The organism is Nocardia arthritidis, assembly GCF_011801145.1.
GTDB lineage: Bacteria > Actinomycetota > Actinomycetes > Mycobacteriales > Mycobacteriaceae > Nocardia > Nocardia arthritidis_A.
The window spans coordinates 2,307,424-2,332,094 of sequence record NZ_CP046172.1 but is presented as its reverse complement, the minus strand read 5'-3'; the positions used below and the strand labels follow the sequence as shown (position 1 = coordinate 2,332,094).

At 66.3% G+C, this 24,671-nt stretch carries 26 protein-coding genes and 1 tRNA gene; 14 read left to right on the top strand and 13 right to left on the bottom strand.

The features are described 5' to 3' along the window. Window positions 1-349: 349 nt before the first annotated feature. The 6 genes from F5544_RS10345 to F5544_RS10320 all read left to right on the top strand — a co-directional run bounded on the left by F5544_RS10345 (window position 350) and on the right by F5544_RS10320 (window position 5,082). Window positions 350-580: a hypothetical protein gene (locus tag F5544_RS10345; RefSeq protein ID WP_167472991.1), complete on the top strand. Its 231-nt coding sequence runs from the start codon at window positions 350-352 to the stop codon at window positions 578-580. A 91-nt stretch (window positions 581-671) separates the two neighbouring features. Continuing rightward, entirely contained in the window at window positions 672-1,694 is a 1,023-nt protein-coding gene (locus F5544_RS10340) for a winged helix-turn-helix domain-containing protein (RefSeq protein ID WP_167472990.1), read from the top strand. A gap of 69 nt (window positions 1,695-1,763) precedes the next feature. Beyond that, complete coding sequence (locus tag F5544_RS10335; protein WP_167472989.1) at window positions 1,764-2,375, top strand: NAD-dependent epimerase/dehydratase family protein; 612 nt, start codon at window positions 1,764-1,766, stop codon at window positions 2,373-2,375. Between the two features lie 92 nt (window positions 2,376-2,467). Next, a complete protein-coding gene (locus F5544_RS10330; protein ID WP_238847185.1) occupies window positions 2,468-3,292 on the top strand; it encodes an ABC transporter permease in 825 nt (274 codons plus the stop codon). After that, window positions 3,285-4,100 (top strand): ABC transporter permease, encoded by an 816-nt coding sequence (locus F5544_RS10325; RefSeq protein WP_167472988.1) that lies wholly within the window; start codon window positions 3,285-3,287, stop codon window positions 4,098-4,100. Before F5544_RS10330 ends, F5544_RS10325 begins: the two co-directional genes overlap by 8 nt. Before the next feature lies 1 nt (window position 4,101). Next, complete coding sequence (locus F5544_RS10320; protein ID WP_167472987.1) at window positions 4,102-5,082, top strand: ABC transporter ATP-binding protein; 981 nt, start codon at window positions 4,102-4,104, stop codon at window positions 5,080-5,082. A gap of 26 nt (window positions 5,083-5,108) precedes the next feature. On the opposite strand, the gene F5544_RS10315 is transcribed toward F5544_RS10320, so the two are convergent. After that, the gene (locus tag F5544_RS10315; RefSeq protein WP_167472986.1) at window positions 5,109-5,804 is read right to left on the bottom strand and encodes a DUF4389 domain-containing protein; all 696 of its coding nucleotides are present in this window, start codon (window positions 5,802-5,804) and stop codon (window positions 5,109-5,111) included. 321 nt (window positions 5,805-6,125) lie between these two features. Continuing rightward, window positions 6,126-6,446, bottom strand: a complete 321-nt coding sequence (locus F5544_RS10310) for a hypothetical protein (RefSeq protein WP_167472985.1) — start codon at window positions 6,444-6,446, stop codon at window positions 6,126-6,128. Between the two features lie 399 nt (window positions 6,447-6,845). Here F5544_RS10310 and F5544_RS10305 point away from each other — a divergent pair, with 399 nt between their 5' ends. Continuing rightward, window positions 6,846-7,367, top strand: a complete 522-nt coding sequence (locus tag F5544_RS10305; protein WP_167472984.1) for a DUF4254 domain-containing protein — start codon at window positions 6,846-6,848, stop codon at window positions 7,365-7,367. On the opposite strand, the gene F5544_RS10300 is transcribed toward F5544_RS10305, so the two are convergent. The 3 genes from F5544_RS10300 to F5544_RS10290 are packed head-to-tail and all read right to left on the bottom strand — an operon-like array spanning window position 7,368 to window position 10,035. Beyond that, a complete protein-coding gene (locus tag F5544_RS10300) occupies window positions 7,368-7,700 on the bottom strand; it encodes a hypothetical protein (protein WP_238847184.1) in 333 nt (110 codons plus the stop codon). Window positions 7,701-7,745: 45 nt separating this feature from the next. Continuing rightward, window positions 7,746-8,894: a fatty acid desaturase family protein gene (locus tag F5544_RS10295; protein WP_167472983.1), complete on the bottom strand. Its 1,149-nt coding sequence runs from the start codon at window positions 8,892-8,894 to the stop codon at window positions 7,746-7,748. 31 nt (window positions 8,895-8,925) lie between these two features. After that, on the bottom strand, window positions 8,926-10,035 hold the full coding sequence (locus tag F5544_RS10290; protein ID WP_167479102.1) for a ferredoxin reductase: 1,110 nt from the start codon (window positions 10,033-10,035) through the stop codon (window positions 8,926-8,928). A gap of 164 nt (window positions 10,036-10,199) precedes the next feature. On the opposite strand from F5544_RS10290, the gene F5544_RS10285 reads away from it, so the two are divergent. Then, window positions 10,200-10,820 (top strand): TetR family transcriptional regulator, encoded by a 621-nt coding sequence (locus tag F5544_RS10285; RefSeq protein ID WP_167472982.1) that lies wholly within the window; start codon window positions 10,200-10,202, stop codon window positions 10,818-10,820. Between the two features lie 12 nt (window positions 10,821-10,832). Here the strand turns inward: F5544_RS10285 and F5544_RS10280 are convergent, their stop codons facing one another. The 3 genes from F5544_RS10280 to F5544_RS10270 all read right to left on the bottom strand — a co-directional run bounded on the left by F5544_RS10280 (window position 10,833) and on the right by F5544_RS10270 (window position 14,239). Further along, a complete protein-coding gene (locus F5544_RS10280) occupies window positions 10,833-11,549 on the bottom strand; it encodes a hypothetical protein (RefSeq protein ID WP_167472981.1) in 717 nt (238 codons plus the stop codon). 80 nt (window positions 11,550-11,629) lie between these two features. Beyond that, window positions 11,630-13,660 carry an NADPH-dependent 2,4-dienoyl-CoA reductase gene (locus F5544_RS10275; protein WP_167472980.1) on the bottom strand — a complete coding sequence of 677 codons (2,031 nt, stop codon included), beginning with the start codon at window positions 13,658-13,660 and terminating at the stop codon, window positions 11,630-11,632. Window positions 13,661-13,669: 9 nt separating this feature from the next. Next, the gene (locus tag F5544_RS10270; RefSeq protein ID WP_167472979.1) at window positions 13,670-14,239 is read right to left on the bottom strand and encodes a PadR family transcriptional regulator; all 570 of its coding nucleotides are present in this window, start codon (window positions 14,237-14,239) and stop codon (window positions 13,670-13,672) included. A 108-nt stretch (window positions 14,240-14,347) separates the two neighbouring features. Here F5544_RS10270 and F5544_RS10265 point away from each other — a divergent pair, with 108 nt between their 5' ends. After that, a complete protein-coding gene (locus tag F5544_RS10265) occupies window positions 14,348-15,676 on the top strand; it encodes an MFS transporter (RefSeq protein WP_167472978.1) in 1,329 nt (442 codons plus the stop codon). A 158-nt stretch (window positions 15,677-15,834) separates the two neighbouring features. Here the strand turns inward: F5544_RS10265 and F5544_RS10260 are convergent, their stop codons facing one another. Beyond that, entirely contained in the window at window positions 15,835-16,068 is a 234-nt protein-coding gene (locus F5544_RS10260; protein ID WP_167472977.1) for a hypothetical protein, read from the bottom strand. Between the two features lie 297 nt (window positions 16,069-16,365). Here F5544_RS10260 and F5544_RS10255 point away from each other — a divergent pair, with 297 nt between their 5' ends. Then, window positions 16,366-17,124: an SDR family NAD(P)-dependent oxidoreductase gene (locus F5544_RS10255; protein WP_203217521.1), complete on the top strand. Its 759-nt coding sequence runs from the start codon at window positions 16,366-16,368 to the stop codon at window positions 17,122-17,124. 78 nt (window positions 17,125-17,202) lie between these two features. Here the strand turns inward: F5544_RS10255 and F5544_RS10250 are convergent, their stop codons facing one another. Together F5544_RS10250 and F5544_RS10245 are read right to left on the bottom strand one after the other, a co-directional pair. Further along, window positions 17,203-17,889 carry a VC0807 family protein gene (locus F5544_RS10250; RefSeq protein ID WP_203217520.1) on the bottom strand — a complete coding sequence of 229 codons (687 nt, stop codon included), beginning with the start codon at window positions 17,887-17,889 and terminating at the stop codon, window positions 17,203-17,205. Next, complete coding sequence (locus F5544_RS10245; RefSeq protein WP_167472975.1) at window positions 17,886-18,512, bottom strand: TetR/AcrR family transcriptional regulator; 627 nt, start codon at window positions 18,510-18,512, stop codon at window positions 17,886-17,888. Before F5544_RS10245 ends, F5544_RS10250 begins: the two co-directional genes overlap by 4 nt. A gap of 85 nt (window positions 18,513-18,597) precedes the next feature. Here F5544_RS10245 and cmrA point away from each other — a divergent pair, with 85 nt between their 5' ends. Together cmrA and lysA are read left to right on the top strand one after the other, a co-directional pair. After that, window positions 18,598-19,401, top strand: a complete 804-nt coding sequence (gene cmrA, locus F5544_RS10240; protein WP_167472974.1) for a mycolate reductase — start codon at window positions 18,598-18,600, stop codon at window positions 19,399-19,401. A gap of 154 nt (window positions 19,402-19,555) precedes the next feature. Continuing rightward, entirely contained in the window at window positions 19,556-20,899 is a 1,344-nt protein-coding gene (lysA, locus tag F5544_RS10235; protein WP_167472973.1) for a diaminopimelate decarboxylase, read from the top strand. A 73-nt stretch (window positions 20,900-20,972) separates the two neighbouring features. Here lysA and F5544_RS10230 read toward each other — a convergent pair whose 3' ends face one another. Further along, window positions 20,973-22,694, bottom strand: coding sequence for a helicase HerA-like domain-containing protein (locus tag F5544_RS10230; RefSeq protein WP_167472972.1), 1,722 nt, complete (start codon window positions 22,692-22,694; stop codon window positions 20,973-20,975). Between the two features lie 198 nt (window positions 22,695-22,892). On the opposite strand from F5544_RS10230, the gene orn reads away from it, so the two are divergent. Then, entirely contained in the window at window positions 22,893-23,528 is a 636-nt protein-coding gene (gene orn, locus F5544_RS10225) for an oligoribonuclease (protein WP_167472971.1), read from the top strand. A 55-nt stretch (window positions 23,529-23,583) separates the two neighbouring features. Further along, a tRNA-His gene (locus F5544_RS10220) sits at window positions 23,584-23,659 on the top strand. A 295-nt stretch (window positions 23,660-23,954) separates the two neighbouring features. Here the strand turns inward: F5544_RS10220 and F5544_RS47475 are convergent. Next, on the bottom strand, window positions 23,955-24,146 hold the full coding sequence (locus tag F5544_RS47475; protein WP_238847183.1) for a hypothetical protein: 192 nt from the start codon (window positions 24,144-24,146) through the stop codon (window positions 23,955-23,957). Between the last annotated feature and the right edge of the window lie 525 nt (window positions 24,147-24,671).

The following is a 24,671-nucleotide window of genomic DNA, read 5'->3' as shown; positions in this document are numbered from 1 at the left end:
ACACCACTGCGGGTCCGGCACAAGCGAATTCGTGAAGCCTGGAAATCCGTCGCGGGCGTCGCACGGCCGAGCCGCGTACGGCTCGACGAGCGCCCGATGATGCTCGGAACGTATCACAAATTCCCGAATTCAGGGCATTAAGCAACTATGTGGCTATTCGCGTCCGCCGACCGTGTCGCACCGGACCCGCGCCGATCGCGCACAAGCCGCCCGGCCGACGATCCGCGACTGTGCAGCAACCGTTTTCCCGCCGCCGAGCCGGGTGTTTCGGCCTCAGCCGAAACAGGGTGCCAGCGCCGCCCACCCCTCCTTACGCTGCTGTTCAGGAGCGAAAAACAGGAGTTCACAAATGATCAAGGATGTGGCGGCACCGCGGTGCGACGGGGTCGTGCGGGCGGTGGAGGATACGGCCGACGGGGTGTCGGCGGCGTTGCTGCGGATGGTGCAGGGTGTGCGCTCCGGTCGGCCCCGGACGAACAAGCGACCGGCGTGCGAACCCGTCGCCGTGCCGAAAACGGTGGCGGAGTTGGTGACCCGGCTGGATCCGATGGTCGCCGCTCCGTGGCGCGGCCCCCGGTGATCGTGGTTACCCTTCAGCCCACCCATCACCCCTAGCGGAACCGCTGTGCGATGCTGTTGGCAGAGCGCGGCACGACGGGGCGAGACAGCATATGAAACGAATCCACCTCACCTCTCACGATCTGCTGCGGATCCGGATCGGCGCGCCACTGGGCGCGCTCGGCGAAACCATGCTGGCGGGCCGGGAGTTGCAGCGGTGCGACACGACGGTGTTCGCGGGCTGGCGCAGCCAGGTGCGGCGAGCCATTCCGGAGAACTTCGGTGTGCTCGCCGATATCGCCCCGCCCGAGGCGCATTTCGTCGATCTCATCACGCCGACCCGGGGCACCAGATCGATGAGCGCCGGTATCGAGGCGCTGCACCTCGCCTCCCGCGACGAACTCGGCCTCGAACTCGCGAGCACCGTCAAACATCGCGCGCGGGACGGGTACCCGCCACTGCCTTCGTGGACGGCTGGGCTGACGCTGCGGGACGCAGCGGTGCGCCGGTGCATCGCCACCGCCGTCCAGGACTTCCACGAGGTCGCGTTCGCGGGACGCTGGGCACACGTCCAGTCCTACCTCGACGGAATTGCCGACCGGTGGGCGAGGACGATGGCCACCGAGGGCGTCGAGGCGTTATTCGCCACGCTGCAACCGCATGTGCGCTGGCGGGAGCCGATGCTCGAGGTGCCGCTGTCCACCAGTTGCCACGATGAATTCCTGCACGGACACGGGCTGGTGCTCATACCGTCGCTGTTCGTCTGGCCGCGACCGATCGTGCTGCGCTCGGCCGTGGATCGGGACGCACCGAAGATGCTGGTGATTCCGGCGCTGCGCGATATCGCCGACCTGGCCGCGGCATGGGGTCCGCGCCCGGCCAACGAGGCGTTGAACGCGCTGCTCGGCCGGACCCGCGCCGCCGCGCTCCAGGTGATCGCCGACGGCTGCTCCACCAGTGAGCTGGCCCGACAGCTCGGCGTCTCGCTCGCCACCGCGAGCGAACACGCATCGATCCTGCGCGAGGCCGGGCTGATCGAGAGCACGCGGCAGCGCAACGCCATGCGGCACGAGCTCACCGGACTCGGCGCCGCACTGCTCGATGGGGACCTCGATACCGGCCTGCGCACCGCATAGCCCTATAGTCCCTGGTAGACCCAAGACCCGTTCCCGTGCGAGACCTGTTCCCGATCGGAGGCCGGATCGATGAAGTTGCTCGTCACCGGATGCGCCGGAACCATCGGTAATACCGTCGTCCGTCTGCTGTCGGATGCCGGGCACGAAATCGTCGTCGCGGATGACGCGGCGGACAGTGTCGGGCAATTTCCGCCGGAGGTCAGATCGGTACCGGTGCGACTGCATGATATCGCCCAATTCCTCACGGATACAGCAGGTTTCGACGCGGTGCTGCATTTCGCGGGCGAGTTCGCGGCGGATTCTTCGACGACGCAGCCGCAATGGCAGTGGGACAGCGCGACGAGCGCCACCCTCGCCCTGCTCGACGCGATGAGTGAGGCAGGTATCGGCAAGCTCGTATTCTCCTGCACGACAACAACTTACGATTCACCTGCGGACACAAAACTCCCCATCGAGCGAGCGATAACCAGTTACTCCCGCTGCTGCGGCCTCGGGGCCGTCTCGCTGCGCTGCCTCGTCACATCGGACAATCCCGATGCGGACCATTCCCACGCGCGCGCCCACCTGCGCGCCCTCGACTCCATCCACCCCGGCCGGCATCAGATATTCAACCTCGATCACCGCGCGCCCGCCGACCTGTTAACCCTTGCGGGCCACCATCATTCACAAGCCGGCGAGTAGCGGCCCCATCCTGGCGGACCCGCCGAACCTTGCGCGGACCGGCACGGCACCCTAGGCTGGATTGCTTGTGCGTTGCCGAGCGGAGGGGTCGGATGGGTGCGGCGTTGGCCAGGGCGGATGGAATCGAGGTGTACCGGCGGCTGGTGGTTGCCGGATTCCGGCGGCAGGCGCGATATCGGATGGCGATGTTCGCCGGGCTGGCCACCAACTGTGTATTCGGATTCGTCCGTGCCGCGGTGATGATGGCGGCGGTGCACTCCGCCGGATCGTTCGGCGGGTATACCGCGGGAACGATGGGGGCGTATGTGTGGCTCTCACAGGGGTTGCTGGGCGCACTGCAATTCATGGCTCCGGCAACGGATCTGATGGAGCGGATCCGCAACGGTGACGTCGCGATCGACTTCCTGCGCCCGGTCGATGTCCAATTCAGTTATATGGCAACCGATCTGGGTCGCGCCGCGGCGACCATCCTGCCGCGCGGGGTGCCCAGCGTACTGGTCGGCTCGCTGACGTTCGGGCTCGCGCTGCCGACAACCGTCGGACCGTATCTGCTGGGTGCGGCGAGCATCGTGCTGGCGGTGATGATTTCGTTCCTGTCGCTGTTCCTGGTCGGCCTCGTCGGGTTCTGGGTGGTCGAGACCCGCGGCGTCCGCCTGCTGTACCAAACCCTCGGAACGTTCCTCGCGGGGCTCTTCGTGCCGGTGCACATGTTCCCGGCCTGGCTGCGGACCATCGCACACGCCACCCCGTTCCCGTCGATGCTGCAGGCCCCGATCGACGTGTTCTCCGGACGCATCGTCGGTATGCCCGCACTGGAAATCGTTGGCACCCAGGTGTTCTGGTTGTTGTTGATGGGCACGCTCGGGCGCATCGCACTGGCGGCGGGGCGGCGCAAGCTGGAGGTGCAGGGTGGCTGAACTGTCCGGCACCTGGTTCACCCCGTACGCCGCGGTGCTGCGCTCGCGCATACGTTCCCAGCGGGCGTACCCGCTGTCCTTCCTCAGCGAGGTTTTCAGCGCATTCCTGATCGGGCTGGTCGAATTCGCCGAGGTCTGGGTGATCTTCCACAATGCGCGGGTGCTCGGCGGCCTCGACCTGGACGGCGCGCTGCTGCTGTTCGGCTTGAGCAATACCGCATTCGCCCTGTGCCAGGTGATTTTCGGGCATCTGGACGGTTTGCCGACGCTGATCCGGATGGGCACGCTCGACGCGTTCCACCTGCGCCCGCAGCCGCTGCTGCTGCAGCTGATCACCAGCGATATCTCGCTGCGCCGCCTCGCCAGGGCCGCCGTCGCGACGGTCATCCTGGCACTCGGTCTGATCCGCAACGATATCGACTGGGGCGCAAGATCTTTCACACTTCTCACGCTCACCCTCGTCGGGGGGATCGTACTGTTCGGCGGCCTGTTCGTCTGCGCGGCCGGCCTGCAGTTCTACCTCATCGACGGCGCGGAGCTCACCAACAGCTTCACCTACGGCGGATCATTCGCCGCCGCCCAACCCACCTCGGTGTTCCCGACGCCGCTGAAATTGGTGTTCGGCCTGGCGATTCCGGTCGCCTTCACCTCGTATCTGCCCACCATCGCGCTGCTGCGCCTGCCCGGTCCCGCGCTGCTGCCGTCCTGGTTGGCCTGGTGCGTTCCGCTGGCCGCGGCCTGGGTGTGGTTGCTGGCCATGGCTTTGTGGCGGCGCGGCACTCGGCACTATCAGGGAGGGGGCGGCTGACATGGCCGAACCAATCGTCGATATCGAAGATCTCACAAAGGAATTCACTCTCTACCGCAAGGACTCGCGCCGCTGGCGACGCCGTCGCGAAACCCTCACCGCGGTGGACCGGATGACCTTCCGCATCGAAAGGGGCTCCGCCGTCGGCTATATCGGCGCGAACGGCGCGGGCAAGTCGACAACCATCAAGATGCTCACCGGCATCCTGGTGCCCACCGCGGGCCGGGTGCGCACCTGCGGCCTCGAGCCGGTCGGGCGGCGCCGCGAGCTCGCCGGGCGGATCGGCGTCGTCTTCGGGCAGCGCTCCCAGCTGTGGTGGGATCTGCCGCTGCGCGAATCGTTTTCGATCCTGGCCGCCATCCACCGGCTCGATCCGGACCAGGCCCGCAAGCGCACATACGAACTCGTCGAACAATTGGAGATGGCCGAAACCCTCGACACGCCGGTGCGCCAGCTCTCGCTCGGCCAGCGCATGCGCGCCGAGGTGGCCGCCGCGCTGCTGCACTCCCCCGAGCTGGTGATCCTGGACGAGCCGACCATCGGCCTCGATGTGCTGTCCAAGCAGCGATTACGCGAATTCCTGCGGGCCGAGCGGACCGAACGCGGCACATCGCTGCTGCTCACCACCCACGATATGGGCGATATCGAACGTCTCTGCGAGCGGGTGCTCGTCGTCGATCACGGCAGGCTGGTCTACGACGGCACCCTCACCGGGCTGGCCGGAACGGTCGGCGCGCGCCGGGTGCTCGTGGTCGATCTCGCGGAGCCGACACCGGATCTCGACGATCTCCCCAATGCGCGGCTGCTGTCCAGCGAGGCGGGCGGGATGCGTCAGCGTCTCGCCTTCGATGCCGAAATCACCACCGCCGCACAGCTGCTCGCGGCCGTATCGGAGCGGGCCGAGGTGCGGGATCTGTCCATCGACGAGCCGGGTATCGAGGACGTGGTGCGCCGGATATACGAATCCGCCCGCCGGGGGTGAACCGGCGGGCGGACCGTTACCGTGCGCTATTCGGTTGGGGCAGCGGTGTTTTCGGCTTCACGGCCGCCCATATCCAGCCGGAACGGCGGATACGCGTCGGTCATCAGCGAAGAGTAGGCCCGCACCCGGTACCGCCACCGGTTCATGCCGAGCACGAAATCGTAGAGGCCCTGTGGGTAGCGCGCGGTGAACAGCAGCGCGATCACCGCGATCAGCAGCACGACGAAGATCAGCGGGACGCCCATGCCGCGCCAGCCGTCCGAATCATCGTCGTAGCCGGCGTTGACCATGAGGCCGCTGAAGAAGACGCCGAGGATCAGGTAATGCGGAATGGCCAGCAGCCACCACTTCACCAGCACCAGCCCGCGATGCAGCCGCTCCGGATAGTCGACGGCCAGGTCGGCCGGATAGTCCTCGCTGGCCGCCAGGCTGAACGGCGGATATTTGTCGGTGCCGAGCGCGGTGCAGGAATAGAACGTCACCCGCCACGACCAACGCATGACGCCGACATTGAAATCGAACAACCCACGGGGATATCTCCCGGTGAACAGGATCGCGAAGAACGCGATCACCGTGACCACGAAGTAGGCGATGTGCAGGAAGATCAGCACGATGTAGTGCGGAATCGCCAGAATCCATTTGACCAGCCATAACCACCGCGAAAGTGCGGGGTCGAGATCGCCACGGACGCGGACCGGGTAACCGGGGTTGTCGGGTTGCATGATCGACGCTCCTTCAGGTGCTTTCGAGTCGAGCGACAAACCGCTGGGAATTCCAAGATTCTCCCAAACCGGACACCCCTGATCGGCACGTTCCGGTACCGACACGCCAACAGTTCGACGGCTAGGCCCTGTGTCGAAGTCCGGCCGGATGCATCCGTGGTCCAGCTCGTCGCCTGGCAAGGCGGAGGAGGAGCCGATACCGGGTTTGTATCGGCGACGACGACAACGCGGCCAGGCGGCGAGCTGGACCACGGAGGCGCCGGATGGGACTTCGACACAGGGCCTAGGCTCACGGCGCGCCGGGTTTCCGGTGCGAGCCGCCTATTTCGGTGCGGCGCCCTGGGACGAGTACAGGCTCACTTCCCCGTCCTCGCCGAGGAACGCATTGACCAGCATGGTGCGGTTGGCCGCCAGCTCCTCCCGGCTCGGGGCCGCGGTGGTGATCGAGATCTGCGGCAGCGCGGCCCAGTTCACCACGTAGCGTTCGGGCGGCCCGTCGTCGTCGGAGAGGCGGGCGATCCGGAACACCGACACCGTTTTGCGGATCATGAGCGTGCGCACGACCTCCGCAATTCGCTCGGGGTCTTCCAGGGCGAACATGAATCCGAAACGCAGCTCCGGCGACGATACGTAGGCGGGCACGAATATCGAGGCTAGCCCATCGACGGTGTCGACGCATGCGGCTTGCCGCCCCGATTGCTGCCGGTGCGCTCCGCGATCAGGACGCCCTCACCAAGATGGCAGGTGTGTGACCGATCCGTAACGGAGGATAACGATTTACCGGCAGCTTATGCGTTCGTACACCATACTATTGCGCCGATTCGGCGACCGCGCTTTCCTGAAAGAGTCCCGATTTTTCGGGCCGTCTTCCTCATCGCATCGTCGCGGATTTCCCGGTTACTTTGCCGTGTTGGTGGACTATGGGGGGACGCTTCGGACTCGGGGCTGCGCCGGAGCCGAGGGGTGCCCCTCCCCGAAATCCTCCTCGGCCCTGGCGCATCCAAGTATCGAATCGAGAGCCACAGTGCAGGGGTATGCACCATGCCAACCGAATACGCCGAAAGCCGTATCGGAGCCGGCGAGCTGCCGCCAGCGTCGGCGCTACTGCGCGCATTCCGGGAACCAGAAGATCCGAATCGCCGCAAGCATCGAGTGCTGGCAGCGGCCCGCGAACTGGTCGAATGCCATGAACGACGACAAAACGCGCTACTCGCCGCGCACGATCCCGATGCGCCGAGCGGGCTGGTGGCCAAATGCAGTCAAGTGGTCGAGGATATCGACGGGCATCGAGCCGAATTGGTCGGTTCCATCGACAACTGGGTGGCGGCCAATGTGCCGCACCGCACCGGGGCCTCGCTGCATACCGAGACCCTCGGTGCGGTCATCGACCGTATGGCCGCGAAATGGATTGCGGCACAACAGGCTTTGGGGGTCACACCGCACCGGCCGCAGACCGACGGGGAAGTCCATCTGCAGTGGTGCAGGCTCGCCGAACTGGCGGACGGCTACAAGGATCTGATCACCGATGTGACCGAGCACCGGCGCAGGCTGCCGGTCTGGTGATCACCCCGGCTGGTGCTCGTCCGGCCGTTCGGTCTCCGGATCGACCACCTCGGCGTCGACGACCTCCGACGCCGGAGCAGCCGACTCGGCCCGAATATCGTTGGCGCCGTGGCCGTTTCCGTCAACAGGCGATTCGGCTCCGGCGTCCGGCGCCGAATCGTCTTCCGGCACAGCCACTTCGTGCGCCGCGGCATCGCGCCGGGCCGCCGCGGCCGCCTCGTTCATCTCGATCGCGTCGGTGATCCACTCGCCGATCTCCCTGGTCACCTCGGCGACGGTACCCGTGATGATCGTGGCGATATTACCGATATGACGCGCCCCGGAGGCGGTCAATTCCTGAATCAAATCCTTACGACTTTCGAATTTCCCAATCACCATTCACACGCCCACTTCGGTCGCCTTCCGCTGACGCATCACGATAACATCGGGAGTTGAATCACTCCGCGTCAGCCGGTCCGGCAATGCGAGCCGGAAGATCTTCGCCCACACCGATCCGATTTGCCGGTGCAGCGGTCCGGTGTTGTAGGGCAGGCCGTATTTTTCGCACAATGCCCTTACCTCCGGCGCGATCTCCGGGTAACGATTCGAGGGCAGGTCCGGGAACAGATGGTGTTCGATCTGATGGGACAGATTGCCGGACAATATGTGAAACAGCCTGCTGCCGCTGATGTTCGCCGATCCGAGCATCTGCCGGACGTACCATTCGCCGCGCGTCTCCTCGGCGGTCTCGTCCTCGGTGAACGTCTGTACGCCGGAGGGGAAGTGGCCGCAGAAGATGATCGAGTACGCCCACACATTGCGCACCAGGTTCGCGGTGACATTGCCCGCCAGCGTCGTCACGAACAGCGGACCGCTCAGCAGCGGGAACACCACGTAGTCCTTGAGCACCTGCCTGCCCGCTTTGCGCCACTGTCCCTTGACAAGTCGCTTGATATCGGACCACTTCCGCTTGCCCTGCAGGATGTTGTCGACCTCGAGGTCGTGCACCATCACACCCCACTCGAACAGCAGCATCAGCAGGAACGCGTAGACCGGGTTGCCCAGGTAGTAGGGATTCCACTTCTGGCCCTGGTCGATCCGCAGGATGCCGTAGCCGATGTCGCGGTCGCGGCCGTGGATATTGGTGTAGGTGTGGTGCATGTAGTTGTGCGAATGCTTCCACTGATCCGCCGGGCAGACCGTATCCCATTCGAACTCACGGGAATTCAGGCCGGGCTCACGCATCCAGTCGTACTGGCCGTGCATGACGTTGTGGCCGATCTCCATATTGTCCAGGATCTTGGACAGGCTCAGCGCGGCGACGCTGGCCAGCCAGAACGGCGGCAGGAACCCGAGATACAGCAGGCCGCGGCCCGCGATCTCGAATCCGCGCTGCGCCTTGATGATCGAGTAGATGTACTCGCGATCCCGGTCGCCCAGGTCGGCGACGATGCGGGCGCGCAGCTCGTCGAGCGCCTTGCCCAGTTCCTCGACGTCCTGCGGGCTGAGGACCAGCGGTCCGTCCTCGGTTACGGTCAGAATTGTCATCGGTTCATCCCCTTAGGTTTTCGGACTGATCTCAGATGGCGATGTCGACGTCGCCCACGGGTGCGTTGATGCACAGCTGGACGGGTTGATCCGGATCGCTGTCGGTTTCGCCGGTGCGCAGGTTGCGGGTACAACCGGAGCGCCGGACCGCGGTGCAGGAGAAGCAGATTCCCATCCGGCAGCCGAATTCGGGTGTCAGCCCGGCGGATTCGGCCTGTTCGAGCAGGCTGGCCCCGTTGTTGGCCGCGGTGACGCCGCTGGCCGAGAAGCTCACCGTCCCGGTGGCCTCGGCGTCGGGCGACGGCGCGAGCGCGACGGTGAATTCCTCGGTGTGCAGCCGATCGGCCAATTCCTCGGCCTCGTACACCCGGCGCACCGCCGCCATCAGCGCCGGCGGCCCGCACAGGTAGGTCTGCGCGTCGGCGAACCAGGGCGCGACCCGCGTCAGCTCGTCGTAGTCGAAGTGCCCGCCGCCGCTGATCTCCGTACAACCCACCGGCGCGTCCGCCCGCGGCGGCTCCGGATGACGCCGCGGATAGCGCAGCTCGATCCGGAAGTTACCGTGCGCCTTGGCAATCGACTCCAGCTCGGCGCGATGCGGCACGTGCACCGGCGATTTCGCGTAGTGCAGGAAGGTCAGCTCGCCGCGATAGCCCTCGGCGGCCAGGGTGCGCAGCATCGAGAGCACCGGGGTGATACCGCTGCCGCCGCTGATCAGCAGCACCCGGCCCGGTCGCGGCTCGGGCAGCCGGAAGACGCCGGCGGCCGGGGCCAGGTCGACCACCATGCCCGGCGCGGCGTTCCGGTAGAGGTGATGCGAGACGAGCCCGCCGGGATGCGATTTGACGGTGAGCCGAATGTGCTTGTCGCCGAGCCCTTCCGGGTCGATCGGCGAATAGCAGCGGGTGTGCCGCACACCGTCGATCACCACGCCGATCTGGACGAACTGGCCCGCGGCGTGGCCGCGCCAGCGCCGGGTGGGCCGCAGCGTGAGCGTCACCGAGCCGGGTGTCGAGCGGTCGACGCCGACGATCTCGGCGCGCAGCTGCCGGACGGTCAGGGTCGGCCGGACCAGCTCCAGGTACCGATCCAGGGGATGCGGCGTGGTCAAGGTCTGCACGAGATCGATGAGATCCACCATCAGGTTCTCCGCTCCGTCGGCTGACGCGCATTCCGATTTCAGTGCACGTCTGTACACTCAGTAAGTGTGACTGATAGACACATGTCGGTGTCAACCGGCAAAACGTGTGACCCGGGCAACATCCAAGGAATGAGCGCATAGTGAACGGATGTATGCTCACGGTAATGAGCGAGCAGGCGGAAACCCGTAACGAGCGCAAGGAGCGCACCCGGCAGGCCCTCATGGACGGCACCCTCGCACTGGCCGCCGACCGTGGCTTCGCCGCGCTGAGCCTGCGCGAGATCGCCCGCTCGGCCGGTATCGTGCCCACCGCCTTCTATCGGCATTTCGGCTCGCTCGACGATCTCGGCGCCACCCTGGTCGACGAGAGCGTCACCGCGCTGCGGCTGGCCCTGCGCGAGGTGCGCCGCAAACCGGACGCCCGGCTGTCGGACAGCGTGCGCTTCGTCTTCGATCAAGTGGAGCCCAAACGCGAGCTGTTCGGCTTCCTCACCCGGGAGCGGCACGGCGGCTCCGCGGCGCTGCGCCACGCCATCGCACTGGAATTGCAGCTGATCGTGCGCGAGCTGGTGGCCGATCTCTCCCGGCTACGCGCGCTGGACGCTTGGGCGCCCACGGAATTGGAGACCGCGGCCGACCTCATCGTCGCCACGGTCGCCGACGGTATCGCCGCCTACATCTCCGCCGTGCCGCGCGAACGCACCGCGGTGATCGACCGCACCGTCGCCCAGGTCCGCATCATCGCCCTCGGCATGGCGGCCTGGTGGCCCGCGAAAGACCGCTGAGCACAACCGTTCTCAACCGGCCTCGCGCACCTTGCGCACCTGGACCCGCATGGTGTCGACGAAATCGCCCATGCTGGAGAGCTTCTCCCCCCGGCTGCTCTCGCCGAGTACCCCGAACACCGAGACCGCCCCGACCCGGCACCCGATGCGGGCCGCCTTCTCCGACCGCGGCGGCGCATCGGCGGCGGTGGCGCGCAGCGTGATCGTCGAGACGCCGAAGCATTCGTCGGCGCCCAGCTTGCGGGTGTCGAGCCGGGTGCTGGTGATATCGCGGTACGAGCCGTCGGGCCTGGTCGCGAGCACATGGTCGCATTGCGCCAGATCCCGTTCCAGCGCAACGAAATTGAATGCCGCCGCGGTGTCGGTGGACCAGCCGAAGGCGAATCCGCTCGCCGCGGCCCGGTTATCCGCTGAGGTCCGGGTGAACCGGCCGTGGAATTCGGCGTCCGGCAGCAACGGCGAAAGCGGACAGCGGGCCGGATCGACCGCGTAGTCGCCCGGCCGCTCGGCCCGCGTCGTATCGGCCGGATTCGGCGGCACCGGTGAATCGCTCGAAAGCTGGTATCCGGCAGGCAGATCCGCCTGCGTCAGATTCCGCCGCGCCGCGGGCGTATCCGGTGACTGGCGGGCCACCAGCGTCGACGGTTCCGGTGGCTGCCCTACCGCCGCGCATCCCGCGATCGGCACGAGCATCAGCAATACCCACCCTGCGTTCAAAATAAACTTCATCTCGGTTCCTCCCCAACCACGGCGAGCTTAACCGCCGATGAACGCCAGGGGCACCGGAATAGCAGGTATTTGCGTAACCGTCAGAGCCGGGCGGCGAGTCGGGTGCCCTGGTCGATGGCGCGCTTGGCATCCAATTCGGCGGCCAGATCCGCACCGCCGATCAGGTGCGGGGTGATGCCGGCGGCACGCAGCGGCGCCTCCAGCTCGCGCACCGACTCCTGGCCCGCGCACACGATCACGTTGTCCACCGGAATCAGTTGCGGCCGTTCGTGTTTCTCGCCGAAGCTGATGTGCAGGCCGCTGTCGTCGATGCGTTCGTAGTTCACGCCGCCGACATGCTCGACACCCTTGGCCTTGAGCGCGGCCCGGTGCACCCAGCCGGAGGTCTTACCGAGGCTCGTGCCGAACGAGCCCGACTTGCGCTGCAGCAGCACCACTTCCCGGGCCGCGGGCGCGGGCCTGGGTTCGGTGAGCTGACCGGGCGCCTGTTCGTCATCGGCGGTGACGCCCCACTCTTCCTTCCACTCGTCCAGCTTCAGCGCGGGATGACCGTCGACGGTGAGGAATTCGCTCACGTCGTAGCCGATCCCGCCCGCGCCGATCACCGCGACCCGTTTGCCGACCGGCCTGCCGTCGCGCACCAGTTCGGCATAGGACAGCACCATCGGATGGTCGATACCCGGGATATCCGGAATGCGCGGGCGCACACCGGTGGCCAGGATCACCTCGTCGTAGCGGCCGGCGATCAGCTCGTCCGCGCTCACCCGCTTGCCGAGATGCAGTGTGACACCGGTGATCTCGATCTTGCGGGTGAAATACCGGATGGATTCGTCGAATTCCTCCTTGCCCGGAATCCGCCGCGCGATGTCGAACTGGCCGCCGATCTTGTCGTCGGCCTCGAAAAGGTCGACGCGGTGGCCCCTTTCGGCCAGGCTCACCGCCGCCGACAGACCGGCCGGACCCGCGCCGACCACCGCGATCCGCTTACTGCGCCGGGTGGGCAGCAGCTTCAGCTCGGTCTCGTGACCGGCGCGCGGATTCAGCAGGCAGGACACGGTCTTGTGCTGGAAGGCGTGATCCAGGCAGGCCTGGTTGCAGGCGATGCAGGTGTTGATCTCGTCCACCCGGTCCTGTTTGGCCTTGTTCACCCATTCGGGATCGGTCAGGAACGGCCGCGCCAGCGAAACCAGTTGCGCGTCACCGCGGGTCAGGATCTCCTCGGCGATCTCGGGCATATTGATCCGGTTCGACGCGCATACCGGAATGTCGACGGCCGCAGTGATCTTCGCGGTGAACTCGACGAAGGCCGCACGCGGAACGGAGGTCACGATGGTGGGCACCCGCGCCTCGTGCCAGCCGATGTCGGTGTTCAGGATATTCGCCCCGGCGGCCTCGATTTCCTTTGCCAGCGCGACGATCTCGTCGAAGGTCTGGCCCTTCTCCACCAGTTCGGCCATAGAGAGCCGGAAGACGATGATGAAGTCCGCGCCGACCGCGGCGCGCACCCGGCGCACGATCTCCACCGGGAAGCGGCGGCGGTTCTCCGCCGATCCGCCCCATTTGTCGGTGCGCCGGTTGGTGCGCGGCGCGAGGAACTGGTTGATGAGATAGCCCTCACCGCCCATGATTTCGCAGCCGTCGTAGCCGGCGAGTTTGGCCAGCGCGGCGCAGCGGGCGTAGTCATCGATGGTCTGCTCGACGCCCTTCGCGGACAGCTTGCGCGGCTTGAACGGGTTGATCGGCGCCTTGATCGATGAGGCCGAAACACTGCCGGGCATATACGAATAGCGGCCGGCGTGCAGGATCTGGATGGCGATCTTGCCGCCCTCCCGATGCACCGCCCTGGTGATCGCCCGGTGCCGGTACGCCTCGGTCTTGTTGGTGAGCTTCGCGCCGAACGGCAGCAGCCAGCCGGTGCGGTTCGGCGCGTAGCCGCCGGTGATGATCAGGCCGACGCCGCCGCGGGCGCGCTCGGCGAAGTAGGCGGCCAACTTGTTGGTGTCCCAGGCGCGATCTTCCAGGCCGGTGTGCATGGACCCCATCACCACCCGGTTGCGCAGCGTGGTGAAGCCGAGGTCGAGCGGTTCGAAGAGGTGGGGGAAGGGACTCATCGGCGAGCTTTACCTTTCTCCGGTATCCGCGGGCGGGGCTGACGCGCGCGGGGTGAGGGCGTGTAGAACTTCGTCGCACCATTCGACGAATCCGGACTCGACGCGGATGCCCGCGCGCAGGACCAGATATTGGTGCAGGGCGGTGCCGGAAAGTCGCTCCGGCGCCGGGAAGTCTTTCTTCTCGATGAGGCGATACACCTCGAGCCGCTGTGTGTGCTGCTCGCGGTGCCGGGCGACCTCGGCGCGCAGGGCGTCCATATCGCCGTACGCGGCGGCGCGGATCTTCACGCCGAGTTCGATGCGCGGGATCTCGGAATCGGTGGGTTCGGCGATCCAGCGGGCCAATTCGGCGCGGCCCGCCCGGCTCACCGAGTAGACCTTCTTATCGGGCCTACCCTCCTGCGTCACCGATTCGCCGGTGACCCAACCGGATTCCTCCATCCGCTTGAGCACGCGATAGATCTGCTGGTGGGTGGCGCTCCAGAAGTAGCCGATCGACCGGTCGAACCGGCGCGCCAGCTCGTATCCCGAACCGGCGCGCTCGGTCAGCGAAACCAGCAACGCATGCTCGAGGGCCATGTCGCAAGAGTAGACGTAACACTCAGTACTATGCAACTGAGTGCATAACCGGTTTCGGCTCGGCGAAAAGCCGGGGTGCGCCGGAAAAACGGCCACTATGCTGCGCGCATGACCGAGGCGAACGCGACGGCCACCGTCGGACAGGCGGCCGGGCGCGGACAGGTGGTGGCGTGGGGGCTGTGGGACTGGGGCGTCTCGGCGTTCAACGCCGTCATCCTCACCTTCGTATTCTCGGTGTACCTCACCGACAAGGTCGGCGCCGATCTGCCCGGCGGTATATCCGCGAGCGCGTGGCTCGGCTGGGCGCTCGGCCTCGCCGGGCTCGTGGTCGCGGTGACCGCGCCGGTCAGCGGGCAACGCTTCGACGCCACCGCGAAACGTAAACGGTCACTCGGCCTGCTCACCGCGCTGACGATCGTCACCATGGCGGCCATGTTCTTCGTGCGCGCCGACTACCACTATCTGTGGCTCGGTCTGGTCCTGCTGGCGTTCGGCGCGACCTTCCACGAGCTGGCGACGGTGCCCTACAACGCCATGCTGCGCCAGGTCTCGACACCGGCGAATGTCGGCCGGGTCTCCGGATTCGGTTGGTCCATGGGCTATTTCGGCGGCATCGTGCTGCTGCTGATCTGCTATTTCGGCTTCATCTCCGGACACGGGGACAATCGCGGCCTGTTCGGTGTGCCCACCGACGAGGGGCTCAATATCCGGCTGGTGACGCTGCTCGCGGCGGTGTGGTTCGCGGGCTTCGCGCTGCCGATCTTCTTCTCCGTGCCCGAATTACCGCGCACCGGCGCGGATCCCGGCGCGGCGACCGCCGGATTCTTCGGGTCCTACCGGGTGCTGTTTCGCGATATCTGTGAATTGTGGCGCGTCGACCGCAACACCGTCGGATTCCTGTTGGCCAGCGCCATATTTCGCGACGGGCTGGTCGGCGTATTCACCTTCGGCGCGATCCTCGCCGTGCGGGTGTACGGTATCGCCGATTCGGATGTGCTGCTCTTCGGCGTCGCCGCGAATGTCGTTGCGGCGCTTGGCGCGGTGACGGCCGGCCTGTTCGACGACCGGCTCGGGCCGAAGCGGGTGATCGTCTGCTCGCTGGCCGCCATGGTGGTATTCGGCTCCATCCTGCTCATGGTGTCCGGACCGCTCATGTTCTGGATCTTCGGCCTGCTGCTGTGCATCTTCGTCGGCCCGGCCCAGGCGTCGGCCCGCTCCTTCCTCACCCGGGTGGCGCCGCCCGGTCGCGAAGGGCAGCTCTTCGGCCTCTACACGACCACCGGCCGCGCCGTATCCTTCCTTGCCCCAACACTTTTCGGATTCTTCGTGTGGGCCTTCGGCACCGAGCGGGCCGGTATCGCCGGAATCCTGCTCGTCCTGGTGGCCGGACTGGTCGCGGTGCTCCCGATCCGGCCGCCCCGGCGCGACCATCAGTGAGCCAGCTGCAAAACCAGCGTGGCCGCGGCCGGTGGAATCCTTTTCCTTTCAGCATTTCCTGCTCGCTTGCCTGATCGACGACGCAGGGGCCGCGACTGTGACATCAGGGGGTCACCGACTGGGTGGAGTGCGAAAGGAAGTCTCGATCGTGTCCCGGCTCATCGACCGGGTTTGTTCTTGCGCTTGCCGAGCAGCGTCGAGAGGGATATGGCGATCAGGATGGGCGGCAGCACGAACACCTTCAAGAGCACCAGGTAGGTGCCGGTGTGGAAGAAGAAGGCGAGATAGATTCCGTAGCCGACGAACAGGGCTCCGCTGGCCGCATTGACGCTACGCCACCACCAGTCCAACGACCGCGGGATGGCCAACGCCAGCAGGATGAGTCCGCTCACCAGTAGCAGTACTGGGTACCACGAAAGACCCGGGTGCGCACCAAAATCCACGTTCACTGGGTCCCGCCGATCGCATGTCGAAATGGAGGAGTTCGTAATTCCCACGAAGACTCGGCTGTGTAATGGATGGTGTCACGTCCATCGGCGTGCGGCAAGAGCGAGATACTTCTGCGATGTACCCGGAAGCCCCGAGGCGCAATCGTTTTCGCGGTGCCGTGTACCTGATGACGCGCCCGAGTTCCACCGGGTCCCGCCGAGCGGCCCGAACATTCAGCGGTTCGAACTATGCTCGAGCTGGTGGCGAACGCATATGTGGTAACCGGCGGTGGGCGCGGAATCGGGCAGGCGATCGTGACGCGATTGCTCGACGCCGGGCATGCCGTCGTAGTGGTCGAACGAGACGAGCAGTCATTCGAATGGGCTGGCGGGCAGGTGATTCCGGTCATCGGTGACGCGACGTCGGCGGAAACCGCAGAGCGGGCCGCCGATCTCGCCCAGCGGGCGGGAACATTCGCCGGATGGGTCAACAACGCGGCCGTATTCGCGGACGCCTCGATTGATTCGGCCTCCGCCACAAGGACCTTGGAATTGATCAACGCCAATCTCGCACCGGCGGTTGTCGGTTGCACAACGGCCGTCCAACGCTTCCTGGCCGCCGGAACCGGCGGCTCGATCGTCAATATGACATCGCATCAGGCACAGCGGGCCGTACCGGGCGCCCTGCCCTACAGCACCGCGAAGGCCGCGATCGAAGGGCTCACCCGGGCGGTGGCGGTGGAGTACGGCGGCAGGGGAATCAGGGCCAACGCCGTCGCGCCGGGTTCGGTCGAGACCGAGCGCTATACGGAATTCCTTGCCGGACTGGATAATTCAATAGCCGAACGGGTGCGGGACCAGATGGCGACACTGCACCCGATCGGCCGGGTCGCCACCACCGACGAGGTAGCGGCCGTCGTCGCCTTCCTGCTGTCTCCCGCGGCGAGTTTCGTCAACGGTGCGAGCATCCCGGTCGATGGCGGCCGATCCGTGCTCGCCCTGGATCCCGAAGCGCGATGAGGTGACCTCTCCCGCAGAACGATTCGCTTCCCGCGCAAGCAATCGGTTGCGCGGGAAGCGATTCGGTATGCGGGAGGATCAGACCTTCAGGCCCTTCTTGGTGACGTAGACGATGTGGAAGGTCAGCAGACCGCCGAGGACGACCAGCCACTGCAGGGTGCTCACCAGCGGGACCGCGTCGACCGGGAGGGTGTAGGCGAGCACCGCGCGCACCAGGGCGTCGAGGGTGAAGCCGAGGCCCCACACCAACGTCAGTAGCCGCAGCTGGCTGCGGAAACGGGAGTCGTTGTCCCAGCGGGCATCCCACTGCCGGTAGCCTTCCTCGCCGATCTTCGCGGTGACGATCGCGCGGGCGGCGCTGCGCATGGACGGATGCTCGGTGAGCAGGGTGCCCAGCATCCACAGGCCGATGGCGCCGAAGATCAGGCTGTCACGCAGGAACAGCGTGCGGGGATCACCGGTCAGCAATGACGTCACCGCACCTACCGCGATCATGGCGAGCGCGAACAGCGCCATCATATCGACGCGACGCTCCCTGATCGCGCGGTAGGCGATGAACAGCCCGACGAGCAGGCCGGGCGCGATCAGCGCGAGCCACGGATTCACACCGGCCGCCCGCAGGCCGTAGTAGCCGCCGATCGGCAGCACCAGCTCGACGATCAACTGGCGCGCGAGGTGGCGGCGCAGCGCGGCGCGTTTCTGTTCCGGCGTGCGCGATGCCGCGATGATCTGCTCGTTCATGATGTCGGCTCCGGTGGTGCTCATACTTGTTTCCTTGTCGCATTTTCGAAGAGGTCGGCGAGTTCGCGGGCGCAGGCCGCGGTGTCGAACCCGGGGTCGATGGCGGCGCGGCCGATGGCGGCATCGATCGCGCCCCGCATGGCCAGCACCATGATCTCGGCGTCGAATTCCCGGAACACCCCCGCGCGCTGCGCCTCCCGGATCCGCTCCGCCTGGATACGGCCGAATTCGGCGACGCGTTCGAGCAGGCCGAATTTGCTCAGATCATCGGGCTGGGCATTGGCGACGATGCTGTTCAGCGCCCGCATATGTTTGGGGTACTCGTCGAGCAAAGCCAGGTTGGCGGTGATGCTTCCGCGCAGCCGGGCCATGTAGTCGGTCTCGCCCTCGAGTTCGGTGGTCACGAATCCGATTGCGATGCGCATGATTTCGGCAACCACCTCGCGGATCAGGTCATCCTTGCCGCGGAAGTGGTACGAGATCATGCCGGTACTGCTCAACCCGGCGTGTTTGGCGATTTTCGCGAATGAAGCGTTCGGCATGCCGTGCTCGGCGATCACCTCGATCGCGGCCTCCACCACCTGCGCGCGGCGCGCGTTCTCGGTGAAAGTGCGATCTTGCTTAGTCGAGCTGCTTCTTGCTTGCATGAGCAAAACGATAGTCCTTCTTGCTCAGCCGAGCAAGAGGAACCACGCCGTGATCGCGATATGCGGCTCACCTAAGCTCGCTCCCGTGAGCCTGCCCTCCCCCACCGCGGACAATCGCGCCGTCGTCACCGGCGCCTCCTCCGGCATCGGCACCGCCCTCGCCGCGGAACTGGCCGCCCGCGGCTATTCGCTGATCCTGATCGCCCGCCGCGGCGAATTGCTCACCGAACTGGCCCAACGGTTGACCCTCGCGCACGGCGTCACCGCCGAGGTGCGCGCGGTCGACCTGTCCGACCGCGACCAGCGCGGCGGACTCGCCGAGGAATTGGCCGCCCGCGATATCGCGATCCTGTGCAACAACGCCGGCGTCGCCACCTTCGGCCCGATCGCCGGACTGGACCTGGCGCACGAGCGCGCGGTAATGGAGCTGAACGCGGTCGCCGTGCACGATCTCACGCTCGCCGTCCTACCGGGGATGATCGCCCGCGGCGGTGGCGGCATCCTGATCACCGGTTCGGCGGCCGGAAATATGCCCATCCCGAACAACGCCACATACGCGGCGAGCAAGGCGTTCACCAACAGCTTCGCCGAATCGCTGCGCGGCGAGCTGAAGGGCAGCGGTATCAACGTCACGCTGCTGGCCCCGGGCCCGGTGCGCACCGACGCGCCCGAACAGACCGAGGCCTTCGTCGCCTCCAACAAGATTCCCGAATTCATCTGGGTATCCGCCGAGACCACCGCGCGGATGTCCATCGACGCGCTGGCCCGCAACAAGATGCGGGTGGTGCCCGGACTCATCAGCAAGGGTATGAGCGTCGCAGGCCAGTACGGCCCGCGCGCGCTCACCGCGCCCATCGCGGGCGCCTTCTACAAAAAACTGGGCGGATGACGGCGCTCACAACGCGTATCAAAGACCCGTCAAGATCGCATCATCGCTGGTCAGGAAGCCGCTAACGCCTGACCACACGCCTACTATCAGGCGTAGTCCTGACAGCGGCCCCGCATTCCGAGAAAGCGGGGACGCACCCAGGAGAACAAATACCGTGACGCTGCTCGACATATTCCCCTCGTTGAAGACGGGAATGCCTTCGCGCCTCGATCCCGCGGTATGGCCGCAGGACACGCACTATGACGGCGACGGCAGGATCACCCTCGGCGGTGTCGCGCTCGCCGATATCGCCGATCAATACGGCACCGCGACCTACGTCCTCGACGAGGACGAGGTGCGGGCTCGCTGCCGGGCCTACCGCAAGGCCTTCCCCGAGGCCGAAATCATCTACGCGGGTAAGGCATTGATGATCCGGGCGGTGGCGGAATGGGTCACCCAGGAAGGCCTCTCGGTAGATGTGTGCTCGGCGGGCGAACTCGCCATCGCACTCGCCGCGGGCGTCGACCCGCAGCGAATCGTCATGCACGGCAACGGCAAATCCTTCGACGAGCTGGAAACCGCGGTCAAGGCGGGCGTCGGGCGCATCGTGGTGGACTCGCTCACCGAGATCACCCTGCTGTCCGCGCTGGCCACCAAGCCGCAGAAGGTGCTGCTGCGCCTGTCCCCCGGCATCGACGTGCACGGGCACCCGGCCGTGAAAACCGGTGTGCTGGACCAGAAATTCGGCTTCCCGATCGGCAGCGACACGGCCGCCGAGGCGGTGGAGCGCATACTGCGGCAGTCGAATCTGCGACTGGTCGGCTTCCACTGCCACCTCGGCTCGCAGATCCACGACCCCGACCACTACGGCGAGGCGGTGCGCCGGATGGTCGCCGAGATGGCGCACGTCCGCCAGGATCACGGCATCATCCTGACCGAACTCGACCTCGGCGGCGGCCATGCGGTGGCCTACCGCGCGGGCGACGCCGAGATGAACCTGTCCGAACTGGCCGACATCATCGACGACGCGCTCGACGCGGCCTGCGCCCGCCACCACTTCCCGCGACCCGCCATCGCGATGGAACCGGGCCGGGCGATCGTGGCCCGCGCCGGGGTGACGCTGTACCGGGTGCTGTCCATCAAACATGTCGCGGACGGGCACTCCTACGTCACCGTCGACGGCGGTATGGGCGATAACGCGCGGGTCGCGCTGTACGGCGCCCGCTACCACGTGGTGGTGGCCAACCGGCACCCGTGCGGACCGCAGATGACCGCGACGGTCGCGGGCCGCTACTGCGAGGCGGGCGACGTGCTCGCCGTCGACGTGCAACTGCCCGCCGATCTGCGGCCGGGTGAGGTGCTCGCCATGCCGTGCACCGGCGCCTACCACCACAGCCTGGCCTCGGCGTACAACAGCGTCGGACGCCCGCCGATCATCGCGGTGCGCGACGGGCGCTGCCGGGAGCTGATCCGCCGGGAGACCGTCGAGGATCTGCTGGCCCGCGAGGTCGGCTGCTAGATCCGGACCTGTTGTCCCGCATCGGGACTCGCGGTCGCACCTGCCCCGGTGCGGCCGCGAGTTCTTGTGCGATTCAGCGCCGCCGGGTGCCGAAGATGCTGCGGCTGATCTCCCGGCCCGCCGCCGTCGCCGCCGAGCGCAGGAAGTTCTTCACCGCCGGATTGTTCATGATCCGCTCCGCGGTGGTCTCCTCCTCCTTCTTCGAGGTACGCCCCGGCGCCGGCGGCGCCTCCGGAGTCTGTTGCGCCGCAGCGACTTTCGCGGCCAGGATCTCGTATGCCGACTCCCGGTCGATGGTTTGGCCGTACTTGCTGTACAGCGAACTGGACAGCGACCGGGATTTGATCGCGTCATCGCCGATGGTGTCCATCAGCGAGCGCGGCGGCGCGATCCTGGTCCACGCCACCGGAGTCGGCGCGCCCTTCTCCGAAAGCACCGTCACGACGGCCTCACCCGTGCCGAGTGAGGTCAAAGCCTTTTCCAGATCGTAGTTTCCGGTCTTCGGATAGGTGCGGACCGTCTTGGACAGCGCCTTCTGATCGTCGGGCGTGAACGCGCGCAGCGCGTGCTGGATGCGCGCACCCAATTGGGAGAGAACGGGATTCGGGATATCCGTCGGCAGCTGGGTGCAGAAGAATACGCCGACGCCCTTGGAGCGGATCAGCTTGACGGTCTGCTCCACCTGATCGAGGAACGCCTTCGAGGCGTCGGCGAACAGCAGGTGCGCCTCGTCGAAGATGAACACCAGCTTGGGTTTATCCATATCACCGACCTCGGGCAGCGTCTGGAACAGGTCGGCGAGCACCCACATCAGGAAGGTGGAGAACATCACCGGCCGCGCCGCCTGCGCGCCCAATTCGAACAGCGTGATAACGCCCTGTCCGCCCGCGGTGCGCAACAGATCCGCCGGATCCAGTTCCGGCTCACCGAAAAAGGTGTCGCCGCCGTCGGACTCCAGGTTCACCAGCGAACGCAGGATCACGCCCGCGGTGGCCGCCGAGACGCCGCCGATGCCCTTCAGATCCTCCTTGCCCTCCGGACTGGTGAGGTGGGTGATGACGGCGCGCAGATCCTTCAGGTCGAGCAGCGCCAGGCCGTTCTTATCCGCCCAGTGGAAGATCAGCCCCAGCGTCGATTCCTGAGTCTCGTTGAGCCCCAACACCTTACTGAGCAGAACCGGGCCGAAGGAGGTGATGGTCGCACGGATCGGCACGCCGATGCCGTTGGTGCCGAGCGAGACGAATTCGACCGGATAGCCCGTCGGCTGCCAGTCCGGGTCGCCGGTCTCCGCGGCGCGGGCGACGATCTTGTCATTGGACTCACCCGGTTTGCTCAATCCGGACAGATCACCCTTGACGTCGGCGAGCACCACCGGAATACCGGCGCGGGAGAGCTGCTCGGCGATGCCCTGCAGCGTTTTGGTCTTACCGGTGCCGGTGGCGCCCGCGACCAACCCGTGGCGGTTCATGGTGCGCATCGGAATCCGCACCCGCGCAGTGGGATCCACCCGTCCGTCGACCAGGACCGTGCCCAATTCCAGTGCGGCGCCGTCGAATGCGTATCCGGCGGCGATCTCCTGCGCGGCACCGGGTTTCGAATCGGCCTGCGACGCAGACGTTTTCGATTCCTTTTGCGACGCGGAACTTTCTTGTGGCGGAGTTGTTTCCGCATCGGCCTTCTGCGCGGCCGCCTCCGCCTCGGCGGCTTCCGCGGCAGCCGCCGCCTCCGCCGCCTTCCTGGCCGCCTCCTCCGCCGCTTTCCTGGCCGCGGCCGCTTTCTCCTGGGGGCTGGTCATCGCACGTCCTCCGTCTTGGTCTGACTCCGACTGCTGAACGCAAGTACTGCTGTCGCACCGAAACGCACACACGGGATGCTGGTCGCCACTCTATCGCCGCCACCCGGTGACGGCAGGAGGCGAAGCCGATGCGGGCGGGTCATCACACAATGGAGGCAATCGGACACACCGCGATGGCGGCTGACTAATGTTGCCCAGGTGTCCGACAAATATGTGGTGTGGATGGATTGCGAGATGACCGGGCTGCGGCTCGACAGCGACAAGCTGATCGAGGTGGCCGCGCTGGTTACCGACAGTGATCTGAACATCCTCGGTGAGGGCGTGGACATCGTGATCCACGCCGACGACGCGGCCCTGGCCGCCATGCCCCCCGTCGTCGCCGAGATGCACGCGCGATCCGGCCTCACCGACGAGGTCCGAAACTCCACCGTCACGCTCGCCGACGCCGAGCAGAAGATCCTCGACTACATCCGCGAATACGTGCCGACCCCCGGCACCGTGCCGCTGGCAGGCAACTCCATCGCGACCGATCGGGGCTTCATCGCCCGCGACATGCCGCTGCTGGACGAGCACCTGCACTACCGGATGATCGATGTGAGCTCCATCAAAGAGCTGTGCCGCCGCTGGTATCCGCGCATCTACTTCGGCCAGCCGGAGAAGGGCCTCTCGCACCGCGCGCTAGCCGACATCAAGGAATCCATCCGGGAGCTCGAGTACTACCGGCGCACCGCCTTCGTCCCCGCCCCCGGCCCCTCCACCGCCGACATCGCCGCCGTCGCCGCCGACCTCAGCGGCCCCCCGGCCCCACAAAACAGCACGTCGGAAACCGATTAGGGTTTGTAACCAGTTTCGCGCTAGTATCGACCGCGCCGGATAATCACCGGCGATGGTGAGCGTAGTTCAGTTGGTAGAGCACCAGGTTGTGATCCTGGCTGTCGCGGGTTCGAGTCCCGTCGCTCACCCCAAGTGCGAGGGCGCGAGCCGATCCGAAGCGGATCGGTTCGCGCTTTCTCATTTTCGCAGGCAGCTCCTGTCGGCCTCGACTTCGGGGTGGCTCGCCGCAAGTCCCGGAGTACGCGGAGGCCGACCGGCGGTTTGTCCGATAGCGCGGGTCGGCCTCACACGTGTCCTCAGTGGGCGTGATGAACCGTGGTCGCCGGGGCGTGCAATACGGGGCGATCGCTGGAAGTCCATGCAAATTTCTGACCTGGCTCGAACTCTTCGACTCGAACCTCCGAACAGAAGTCGAGGCGCCCGGCCTCAGCTTGCCGCCGCCAGCACCCTCCACACCTTTCTGGAACGCGAGCGGGCCTGCGGGGCCGCGTATTCGATTCGCCGGCGCGCTTCGTGGACACTGATCCGCAGCAGATCGGTCAATAGCTCCACGGTGTCCCGGTAGCCGGTGTCCGCGGCGAGGCCACGACGCTCGGCTTCCGCGACGGCCGCGCGCATGGCAGCATCCAGTCGCCTTCGACGGCGTTCGGTTTCGACTAGGGTGCGCAGCAAGTCGACATCGGCCAGGTCCGGCCATCCTCGTGCTCGAGCATCCGGCGCCAGCGCGGTCGAATGTGTATTCACCCGAGCCAGTCTACCCTGGCGTAGAACATATGTTCGACTATTCGCGTTTCTTGTGAGTCGAACTTCCTGGCACGGCAGGGCGGGAGAAGGCCCGCGCCCAGTTCCGCCGGGTGGGATGGATGATGCCCACGCTCCGGATATCTCGCCGGAACCCGGCCGCCACTGGCGATCGAATATCACCCCGACGGGGTGATGCCACCTCATCCGCTTCGGCGGCAAGCTGATTCGTGCTGGGTCCGGTCGCGGGCATATTCCACTGCGCCGGACCCGGCCGACGAATCGAGCCCCTCGACTTCACCGCGGTGCCGATCACAACCCGGCGGGTGGGAAACGCGCACCGATCCCGCGCAGGCGTGGGATGCGATGGACGAGGCGGGCGCGTTGATCAACGGCGAAGAT

Coding starts and splice junctions, on each gene's coding strand:
- F5544_RS10345 (WP_167472991.1), top strand. CDS start 350: ATGATCAAGGATGTGGCGGCACCGCGGTGCGACGGGGTCGTGCGGGCG.
- F5544_RS10340 (WP_167472990.1), top strand. CDS start 672: ATGAAACGAATCCACCTCACCTCTCACGATCTGCTGCGGATCCGGATC.
- F5544_RS10335 (WP_167472989.1), top strand. CDS start 1,764: ATGAAGTTGCTCGTCACCGGATGCGCCGGAACCATCGGTAATACCGTC.
- F5544_RS10330 (WP_238847185.1), top strand. CDS start 2,468: ATGGGTGCGGCGTTGGCCAGGGCGGATGGAATCGAGGTGTACCGGCGG.
- F5544_RS10320 (WP_167472987.1), top strand. CDS start 4,102: ATGGCCGAACCAATCGTCGATATCGAAGATCTCACAAAGGAATTCACT.
- F5544_RS10315 (WP_167472986.1), bottom strand. CDS start 5,804: ATGCAACCCGACAACCCCGGTTACCCGGTCCGCGTCCGTGGCGATCTC.
- F5544_RS10305 (WP_167472984.1), top strand. CDS start 6,846: ATGCCAACCGAATACGCCGAAAGCCGTATCGGAGCCGGCGAGCTGCCG.
- F5544_RS10295 (WP_167472983.1), bottom strand. CDS start 8,894: ATGACAATTCTGACCGTAACCGAGGACGGACCGCTGGTCCTCAGCCCG.
- F5544_RS10290 (WP_167479102.1), bottom strand. CDS start 10,035: ATGGTGGATCTCATCGATCTCGTGCAGACCTTGACCACGCCGCATCCC.
- F5544_RS10285 (WP_167472982.1), top strand. CDS start 10,200: ATGAGCGAGCAGGCGGAAACCCGTAACGAGCGCAAGGAGCGCACCCGG.
- F5544_RS10280 (WP_167472981.1), bottom strand. CDS start 11,549: ATGAAGTTTATTTTGAACGCAGGGTGGGTATTGCTGATGCTCGTGCCG.
- F5544_RS10275 (WP_167472980.1), bottom strand. CDS start 13,660: ATGAGTCCCTTCCCCCACCTCTTCGAACCGCTCGACCTCGGCTTCACC.
- F5544_RS10270 (WP_167472979.1), bottom strand. CDS start 14,239: ATGGCCCTCGAGCATGCGTTGCTGGTTTCGCTGACCGAGCGCGCCGGT.
- F5544_RS10265 (WP_167472978.1), top strand. CDS start 14,348: ATGACCGAGGCGAACGCGACGGCCACCGTCGGACAGGCGGCCGGGCGC.
- F5544_RS10250 (WP_203217520.1), bottom strand. CDS start 17,889: ATGAGCACCACCGGAGCCGACATCATGAACGAGCAGATCATCGCGGCA.
- F5544_RS10245 (WP_167472975.1), bottom strand. CDS start 18,512: ATGCAAGCAAGAAGCAGCTCGACTAAGCAAGATCGCACTTTCACCGAG.
- F5544_RS10230 (WP_167472972.1), bottom strand. CDS start 22,694: ATGACCAGCCCCCAGGAGAAAGCGGCCGCGGCCAGGAAAGCGGCGGAG.
- F5544_RS47475 (WP_238847183.1), bottom strand. CDS start 24,146: ATGCGCGCGGCCGTCGCGGAAGCCGAGCGTCGTGGCCTCGCCGCGGAC.